Source organism: uncultured Porphyromonas sp., assembly GCF_947254915.1.
GTDB lineage: Bacteria > Bacteroidota > Bacteroidia > Bacteroidales > Porphyromonadaceae > Porphyromonas.
This window is the reverse complement of record NZ_CAMYEZ010000093.1, coordinates 1-9121: the sequence shown is the minus strand read 5'-3', so window position 1 is coordinate 9121 and position 9121 is coordinate 1. Positions and strand designations below refer to the sequence as shown.

General features: G+C 54.1%; 9 protein-coding genes. All 9 read left to right on the top strand.

Translation table 11 applies throughout. The annotated features are described in order from the left end of the window. Positions 1-155 precede the first annotated feature (155 nt). The 9 genes from Q0X57_RS06295 (at position 156) to rsxA (ending at position 8826) form a co-directional block, all read left to right on the top strand. Positions 156-1469 (top strand): glycoside hydrolase family 3 N-terminal domain-containing protein, encoded by a 1314-nt coding sequence (locus tag Q0X57_RS06295; RefSeq protein ID WP_297729147.1) that lies wholly within the window; start codon positions 156-158, stop codon positions 1467-1469. Between the two features lie 30 nt (positions 1470-1499). Next, positions 1500-2528 carry an aminotransferase class I/II-fold pyridoxal phosphate-dependent enzyme gene (locus Q0X57_RS06290; RefSeq protein ID WP_297729144.1) on the top strand — a complete coding sequence of 343 codons (1029 nt, stop codon included), beginning with the start codon at positions 1500-1502 and terminating at the stop codon, positions 2526-2528. 140 nt (positions 2529-2668) lie between these two features. Further along, positions 2669-3091: a SoxR reducing system RseC family protein gene (locus Q0X57_RS06285; RefSeq protein ID WP_297729141.1), complete on the top strand. Its 423-nt coding sequence runs from the start codon at positions 2669-2671 to the stop codon at positions 3089-3091. 16 nt (positions 3092-3107) lie between these two features. Then, positions 3108-4037: a Fe-S cluster domain-containing protein gene (locus Q0X57_RS06280; RefSeq protein ID WP_297729138.1), complete on the top strand. Its 930-nt coding sequence runs from the start codon at positions 3108-3110 to the stop codon at positions 4035-4037. A gap of 9 nt (positions 4038-4046) precedes the next feature. Continuing rightward, positions 4047-5399, top strand: coding sequence for an electron transport complex subunit RsxC (gene rsxC / locus Q0X57_RS06275; protein ID WP_297729135.1), 1353 nt, complete (start codon positions 4047-4049; stop codon positions 5397-5399). A 52-nt stretch (positions 5400-5451) separates the two neighbouring features. Then, complete coding sequence (locus Q0X57_RS06270; RefSeq protein WP_297729132.1) at positions 5452-6441, top strand: RnfABCDGE type electron transport complex subunit D; 990 nt, start codon at positions 5452-5454, stop codon at positions 6439-6441. Beyond that, a complete protein-coding gene (locus Q0X57_RS06265) occupies positions 6438-7580 on the top strand; it encodes an RnfABCDGE type electron transport complex subunit G (protein ID WP_297729129.1) in 1143 nt (380 codons plus the stop codon). The genes Q0X57_RS06270 and Q0X57_RS06265 overlap by 4 nt, the downstream gene beginning before the upstream one ends. A 9-nt stretch (positions 7581-7589) precedes the next feature. Then, complete coding sequence (locus tag Q0X57_RS06260; protein ID WP_297729125.1) at positions 7590-8180, top strand: electron transport complex subunit E; 591 nt, start codon at positions 7590-7592, stop codon at positions 8178-8180. A gap of 64 nt (positions 8181-8244) precedes the next feature. Continuing rightward, positions 8245-8826, top strand: coding sequence for an electron transport complex subunit RsxA (gene rsxA / locus Q0X57_RS06255; protein ID WP_007365427.1), 582 nt, complete (start codon positions 8245-8247; stop codon positions 8824-8826). Positions 8827-9121: the final 295 nt, after the last annotated feature.

Below are 9121 nucleotides of genomic sequence, written 5' to 3'. Positions count from 1 at the left end.
AAAATCAAAGAGTTTTTGAGACTATATTGAGTTCACTTTTTAGGCTCTTCATTCTCCCCTCAAAACCAAAATCAGCTTTTCAGTTATAATGCGTCAGCCCTGTAATCTCTAACCAAATGTGTGTGCCTTTGCGCAGATAAGCTTATCTTTGCAGTATGAAGTATACAAAGCAGTTGGTGCGTTGGTGCGTTTCGCTCGGCAAGCAGGTACAAGGTGGGGCGTTTATGCGACACCTTGCCGTGGTTAGTATGACGCTGGGGATACTGGTTAGTTGTGCTGGTGGGAGTACCACAGCGCAGCAGTTGCCTATGCACCTTGTGCCGATGAGCGAGCGTGCCTCGGACTCTCTCGTCCGTGTGGCTAGTGACTGGCTCAGTACGCTCACCATTGAGGAGCAGATCGGTCAACTGATCATCCCGATCTGGGAGCCTCGCTATGACTCGGCTTCGCGTGAGCGCTATCTGCGACTCATAGACCAGATTCATCCAGGGGGTATCCTCTTTCGCAAGGGGGAGCCTTACGATCAGTATCGACTTACGCATCTTCTCCAAGAGCGCTCTCGCATCCCGCTACTGATCACTGCTGATGCGGAGTGGGGGCTGGCGATGCGTCTGCAGGGGACTATACGCTATCCGCGTATGAAGCTGCTGGCGGACCACTGCACGCCTGAGGAGATGTACACGCTCGGACAACATATGGCGCAACAGTGTCGTGTGATGGGCATTCACGTGAGCTTTGCGCCAGTGCTGGATGTCAATAATAATCCGAAGAACCCAGTCATCGGTACCCGCAGCCTAGGCGCTACGCCTGACATTGTCATCTCGCATGGCTTAGCCCTAGCGAGGGGGCTGGAGGATGGCGGGGTGCTGTCGGTCGCTAAGCACTTCCCAGGGCATGGCAATACGGACAAGGATTCGCACAAGACTCTCCCCACCGTGTCGGGTAGTCTAGAGGAGCTCGAGCGGGTGGAGCTAGCCCCCTTTCGCGCTTACATAGAGGCTGGACTCGGGGGGATCATGGTGGCGCATCTCTCGGTGCCAGCACTAGAGCCTGACGTGACCTGTCCCTCCTCACTGAGCCACGCTGTCGTGACGGGGTTACTGCGTGAGCAGTTGGGCTTCAAGGGACTCATCTTTACTGATGGGCTAGAGATGCGAGGTGTGCAGCGTGCGGAGGGTTTGCCTATATCTGTGGCTGCCATCCTAGCGGGCAATGATCTGCTCCTAGGTCCCCTAGATCCGCTAGCGAGCTACCAGGAGCTACTCTCGGCTTATCGTGCGGGCACGCTCTCGGCAGAGACGATTCAGGATCGCTGTCTGCGTGTCCTCTGCTACAAGCTCCTACTCCATGCGGGGGAGACTAGCGAGAGAACACTATATAATAATAAGGAGGAGCTCTACGAGGCGCTACATACGCCAGAGATAGTCACCTTTGCCGAGTACCTACAGAACAAAGTATCTAAGAAATAACATTCACAGCTGTATAAACAAGCGTAGTTTATGATCAAGAAGAATCCCACTCAGATGACAAATACGGTCTGTCCACCCTTACAGTTTGACACCGCCTCATGGTTTGCTCCCGAGCTGACGAAGCTTGCTGAGCACCTCAACGACCGAATGGTCGAGATGATGCGCTACTATCCTGAGCCAGACTACAAGACGCTCCGCACGATGATCGCCAAGCGTAATGGGCTACATGCGGATAATATAGTCATCACCCCAGGTCGTACGGCGGCCTTCTACACGATTGCGGAGGCTTTTGCGGGGCGGCGTGGTGCTATCTTGGTGCCTTCGTATCAGCACTATGAGCTAGCGACTAAGCGCTATGGCTGGCAGCTTACCTATATTCCTGAGGATATGGAGACGCAAGCGATCCAGCTTGAGGGAGAGGAGTTTTGCTGGATCTGCTCGCCCAATAGCTCGACGGGACGCTTTCGCTCACGGGCTGAGCTACTGGAGCTCATCGGCGCACACCCTCAGGTCTCCTTCATAGTGGACCAGTCCTATGCGACCTTTACGACACAGCCGACGCTTACGCTGAGTGATGTGAAGAGCCACCCCAACATTATCTTCGTCAGTTCGTTCACACAGACGTATGGCCTGCCAGGTCTACGTATCGGCTATGTGACGGCCGACAAGAAGGTCGTCAAGGAGATCCAAAAGGTGATCGACCCGTGGTCGGTTAGCACGATGGCGGTCGAGGTGGCGAAGTATATCTTGATCCACCCCGCACAGTTTACCCTACCGATACGCAAGTGGCAGCGCAATGCGCTCGAACTGGAGACTAAGCTTCGCCAGATAGATGGTATCGAGGTGATGCCGAGCGATGCGCCGTTCTTCCTCGTGCAGATACACTGCGCCACTGCAGCTGAACTCATCAAGTATCTGCTGGAGGAGCACAACATTGCGGTCTACGATGCGACCGCGCAGCGAGGTGTCAAGGGTGAGATGATCCGTATCACCGCTCGTGATACAGCAGATAACGCGAAGCTTCAGGAGGCTATCGCAACCTTTTGCGCAGGGCGGTAAAACTCCCTGATAACGAGCGCAAGGTACACGCTAAGGAGGGGGGCTTGGGAGAAATTTGTTTCCCGATACCGTACTAAGACTAATTATTTATTGCTACCTTTGCGATTGCGAAGGTTGTTACAGAGCAACCTATAGTATCGATGCAACCTGAGTGTATAGAGCGAAGTGCCACCATAACAGCCATCAAAGGCGGTGAGGTGAGTCTCACAGTACTACGTCCATCAGCATGTAGTCACTGCGAGGTGGCGGGGCATTGCCACGCTTCGGAGAGTCGTCTGGAGACGATTACGCTCGACCGCTCGCAGCTACCCAGCGATATAGCTCTCGGTGACCAAGTCTCTCTAGAGATGCGGAGCTCGCTGGGGATGCGTGCAGTACTCCTCACGATGGTTGTCCCCACACTACTCATCATCGCCGTAACTATCCTCCTCAGCTACCTAGAGGTAAGTACTTTGGCTCAAATACTGATAGCCCTCGGTGTAGCTACTCTCTATGTGCTCCTACTCTGGCTTATGCGCCACCGCTTTGAGCGCACATTTACCTTTACCGTGAGAAAAAAGTAAGTTCATACACACTTCTATGACAATACTATTCACCATCCTTGTCCTCGTAGTGATAGCGCTAGTGAGTGCCATCCTACTCTTTATCACCTCCAAGAAGTTTGAAGTAAAAGAAGACCCACGCATCGGCGAGGTCGCTGAGGTTCTACCACAGGCGAACTGCGGTGGTTGCGGTCATCCGGGCTGTGCGGGCTTTGCGAAAGCTTGCTGCGAGGCTTCCACGCTGGAAGGTCTTTGGTGCCCTGTGGGCGGAGAGCCAGTCATGACGAAGGTCGCAGAGATACTCGGTCAGAGCGTCGCTAAGAGCGATCCACTCGTGGCGGTCGTACGCTGCAATGGTACCTGCGAGGCGCGTCCTCGGACGAATACTTATATAGGAGCTCGCAGCTGTAAGATCGAGTCGGGTCTCTATAGTGGCGAGACGGGCTGTAGCTACGGCTGTCTAGGCAATGGCGACTGCGTCGCTGTGTGCGACTTTGATGCGATCCATATGAATCCCGAGACGGGGCTTCCCGAGGTGGACGAGGATAAGTGTACCGCCTGCGGAGCTTGCGTCAAGGCTTGTCCGAAGATGATCATCGAGCTTCGCAAGAAGGGACCCAAGGGTCGTCGACTCTACGTCAGCTGTGTCAACAAGGACAAGGGCGGCGTGGCTCGTAAGGCTTGTGCGAATGCTTGTATCGGATGTAGCAAGTGCTTTAAGGTCTGCCCGTTTGAGGCGATCACGTTTGAGAATAACTTGGCTTACATAGACCATCAGAAGTGTCGTCTCTGTCGCAAGTGTGCGGCCGAGTGCCCGACGGGAGCTATCCACGAGGTCAACCTCCCGCCACGCAAGGAACCCGCTGCAAAGCCAGTGCCTGCCGAAAAGCCAGCACCTGCTAAGGCTGAACCCACAGCACCTGTAGCTGAGACCTCTTCAACAGCATCTGTACCTCAGAAAGATTAATACGAAGCTATGGCAAAGACATTTAGAATAGGGGGCATCCATCCCCACGACCATAAGATCAGCGCAGGGGTACCTATCACCGTGGTCGCTCCTCCAGACGAGGTGGTCATCACATTAGCACAGCATATCGGAGCGCCTGCCACTGCGGTCGTCAACAAGGGCGACAAGGTGCGTGTGGGTACGCTCTTAGGCAAGGCAGGAGGCTTTGTCTCGGCAAACATTCACTCTTCCGTCTCTGGCACGGTCACCAAGGTGGACCAGATTACGGACGCCAGTGGCTTTAAGAAGCCCGCCATCTTTATTAAGGTTGAGGGCGACGAGTGGGAGGACTACATTGACCAGACCGACACGCTCATCACTGAGACCGACCTAGACGCCAAGCAGATCATCGACCGCATCGCTGAGATGGGTATCGTCGGTATGGGTGGTGCGACCTTCCCAACGCATGTCAAGCTCTCGCCTCCTCCTGGTCAAAGCGCCGCCTACGTCATCATCAACGCCGTCGAGTGTGAGCCTTACCTCACGAGCGACGATGCGCTCATGCGTGTCAAGGCGATGGAGATCATGGTAGGCTGCGCCATCATCATGAAGGCTGCTAATGCTCCACGAACGCTCATTGGCATTGAGGTCAATAAGCCAGACGCTATCCGCATCATGCGTGATGCTGCGGAGCGAGCTAAGGAGTTCCTGCCCGAAGGTCAAAGCATCTCCGTCGTACCGCTCAAGAAGCGTTACCCGCAAGGTGGTGAAAAGCAACTCATCGATGCGCTCATTCGTAAGCAGGTCGCCTCAGGCGCACTGCCTATCTCCACAGGAGCCATTGTGCAGAACGTCGGAACGACCTTTGCCATCTACGAGGCGGTTATGAAGCACAAGCCACTCATCGAGCGTATCATCACCGTCACGGGACGAGCTATCACGCATCCCTCCAACTTCAAGGCGCGTATCGGCACCTCTATGCAGACGCTCATTGACGCTGCGGGAGGCTATGCCGAGGAGCCCGGCAAAATCATCGGCGGTGGTCCTATGATGGGTCGAGCACTCGTAAATACCGCTGTCCCCGTTGCCAAGGGTTCGTCAGGACTACTCATCCTCACGGCCAAGGAGTCAACACGTCCCGAGATGCAGGACTGTATACGCTGTGGCAAGTGCGTGTCGGTCTGCCCTATGGGTCTCAACCCCGCCTTCCTCATGCGCGACACCATCTTCAAGGATTGGGAGACCTCCGAGCACAACTACATCGTTGACTGCATCGAGTGCGGCTCTTGTAGCTATACCTGCCCAGCAGGTCGTCCGCTCCTCGACTACATACGTGTGGGCAAGCAGACCGTCATGGGCATTATGCGAGCCCGCAAGAAGTAATACACACTGAGATAGATCACCGATCCTCATCATCGACTACGATATATAGCTTATGGCACAACAAGTCATCGTATCACCCTCACCGCATATCCATAGCGGTGACACCATTAGCAAGAATATGTATGGGGTGCTGATTGCTTTAATACCAGCATTCCTCGTCATGCTCTACCAGTTTAGGACAGACGCTCTACTTATCACCGCCATCTCCGTAGCCTCCTGTATGCTCACGGAGTGGGTCATCACCCGATTCTTCCTGCACCGCCCCTGTCGTCTGCTGGACGGCTCGGCACTGCTGACAGGCGTCATCCTAGCTTTCAACCTCCCCGCCTCGCTCCCCTGGTGGCTCGTCCTCTTGGGTGGTGTCGTCGCTATCGGCATTGGCAAAATGGCCTTCGGAGGTCTGGGCAACAACATATTCAACCCCGCACTCGTCGGGCGTGTCTTCCTCCTCATCTCCTATCCTGCGCAGATGACCACCTGGAAGCTCCCCGCTCGCCTGGCTGAGCAAGCTGCCGATGCCGTCACAGGAGCGACGCCTCTAGGCATCCTCAAGTCAGGAGCCATCGACAAGCTCCCCGACTCGTTGCAGCTCCTCGTCGGCTTCAACTTCTCCTCCATGGGCGAGGTGAGTGCCATCGCCATTCTCATCGGCTTGGCCTATATGCTCTTCCGACGCATCATCACCTGGCACACGCCCGTGGCTATCATCGTCTCCGCATTCGTACTGAGTGGCATCATGCACCTCTACAACCCAGCGATGTACGCGAGTCCCTTCTTCCACCTACTGACTGGTGGTCTACTCTTTGGTGCAGTCTTTATGGCGACCGACTACGTCACCTCGCCCATCTCGCACCGTGCGCAGCTCATCTACGGCTGTATGATCGGACTGCTCACCGTCATCATTCGCTTGTGGGGTTCTTATCCTGAGGGTATGTCCTTTGCCATCCTCATCATGAATGCGCTCACCCCACTACTCAACACCTACATCAAGCCACGTCACTTCGGTCATGTGGTCAAATCTAGAAAGGAGGCTAAAAGATGAAGAAGCTACCCTCTACACTCCCCAATATGATCCTCTCACTCGGGATCATCTGTCTGATCATCGCTGGTATCCTAGCCCTGGTCAATGTGGCGACAAAAGATACCATCGCACAGGCCGAGACGAAAGCTAAGGTCGAGGCGATCAAAGAGATCGTGCCTGCCTTTGACAACAATCCTTACGAAGAGCGAGACACCGTCACGCTCGAGGGCGAAGACCCCATCACCGTCTATCCCGCCACGCAGGGTGGGCAGCCCGTCGGCTACGCCATTGAGACCTATACAGATAAGGGCTTCGCTGGTCACATAGATATTATGGTAGGCTTTGATATGAAGAGCCAGATCATCGGCTTCAAGGTGCTCAAGCACGAGGAGACCCCTGGACTAGGAGCTAAGATACAGGAGTGGTTTACCTCTCCCGCACCCAGTGCCGACCTCATTCGTGACGTTCGCGGGCTTGATATGAGCCAAGCTTCGCCACTCAAAGTCTCCAAGGATGGAGGTAAGGTCGATGCCATCACCGCAGCAACCATCTCCAGTAGAGCCTTCATCGATGCCATCGAGCGAGCTTACCGAGTCTATCAGAGCGTCATCGGTGAGGGTGCTCCCGTGGCACAGCCCTCCGAGAGCAACTGTGAGCTCCCCGAGCGAGAGGTCATTGACAGCCTCTTTAACACGCTACTCCCCGCCTATCGTCTAGTGGATAAGGAGAAAAACGGTACCGCTGACGACGGCACGCCTTGGCTAACCCAGAGCTACGGCACCAACGATATGAGTAAGACGGCAGGCTTGCTCGTCGTCACCAACAGTGGTGATGACTACGATGGACATCGCCTCCCGATGCTTGTCTGCTTTGACAATAGTGGTACACTCACAGCCTTTGCCATAGCCGACCTCAATGCTACTGGCAAGCTCCTTTCCATAAGCCAAACCTACGGGGGCAACCAAGACCCCGCCACCACCAAGCCCTCAAAGAAGTCCCTCATCGGCAAGAAGGTCACTCCCGCTAGCCTTAAGCTAAGTAAGGACGGTGGATCTATAGACGCAGTCTCAGGCTCTACGGTCTCTTCGCGAGCTATCCTCCAGGGCATCGCCCATGCGCAGCGCATCTTTGAGGCTAATGCCAACGAATCAACTAAGTAATGCACGACCATGAATAAGTATATCAAGACAATTACCAATGGTATCATTACGGAGAACCCCACCTTCGTGCTTCTCCTCGGTATGTGTCCTACCTTGGCGACCACCACGTCAGCCATCAATGGACTCAGCATGGGACTAGCTACCACCTTCGTGCTCATCTGCTCCAACGTGATGATCTCCCTCCTGAAGCGACTCATACCCGATGCCGTACGTATCCCAGCCTTTATCGTCGTCATCGCAGGCTTCGTCACGGTACTTCAGATGGTCATCAAGGCATACATGCCAGCACTTGATCAGAGCTTAGGTATCTTCATCCCGCTCATCGTGGTCAACTGTATCGTCCTCGGACGTGCCGAGTCCACCGCCTCCAAGAGTAGCGTCGGCATATCCCTCTTCGACGGTGTCGGCATCGGACTAGGCTTCACCATCGGACTAACTCTCCTAGCTACCGTTCGCGAGATGCTCGGTGGAGGTACATTCTTTGGTATGAGAGCTTACCCAGGCGACTTCTCAGCGCTACTCTTCGTACTGCCTCCAGGAGCCTTCATCGCTCTAGGACTACTCATCGGCATCTATCACGCTGTCACCAAGAAGCAATAGGTCAAACCCATGAGACGTAACGGCTAGTCCCTAGCCACAGCTCATCACACAGACACTTACTACTATGGAATTTATTATCATATTCATCGTTGCAGTCTTTGTCAACAACGTAGTCCTCTCCCAGTTCCTCGGCATCTGCCCCTTCCTAGGCGTATCTAAGAAGGTCTCCACCGCCACAGGCATGGGAGCCGCCGTCACCTTCGTCTTGCTCCTAGCGACGATGGTTACATGGCTCGTACAGACCTATATATTAGTTCCCATAGGACTTGAATTCCTGCAGACCATCGCCTTCATTCTAGTCATCGCTACACTCGTGCAGATGATTGAAATGATCATCAAGAAGATCTCCCCCGCACTCTATCAGGCGCTCGGAGTCTTCCTCCCGCTGATCACCACAAACTGCTGTGTACTTGGTGTCGCTATCCTCGTTATCCAGAAGGAGTTCACCTACGCTGAGTCACTCGTCTACGCCGTCTCCATCGGTATCGGCTTCCTCCTCGCCATGGTCATCTTTGCTGGTATCCGCGAGCAGCTAGCCAAGACGGGTAGCACGCCACGCGCTATGAAAGGCACCCCCATCGCCCTCATCACCGCAGGCATTCTAGCGATGGCCTTTATGGGCTTCTCAGGTCTTGCCGCAATCTAGTACCCTCATAGTCTTCACCTATTTAGTAAGGTAGAGACCATATATCGAGGAGCCTCAAAGCAAACGCTTTATAATAAAGGAGCTCTCCAAAGTCTCCACTGAGGAAAATCGGATAATTCCTCGGTGGGGCTTTTTTATTTTCTAGGGAGACAACAGAAAATTCTTCGGAACTTTGATTTCATTCTTCCGAAGTTTCATTTCATTCTTCCGAACTTTTATATTGAGCCTCGGTAGAAAATCAAAAATAGCTCCGTAGGAACTTCAAAATCCCTACGGAGCTACCGGTAAGTAATAC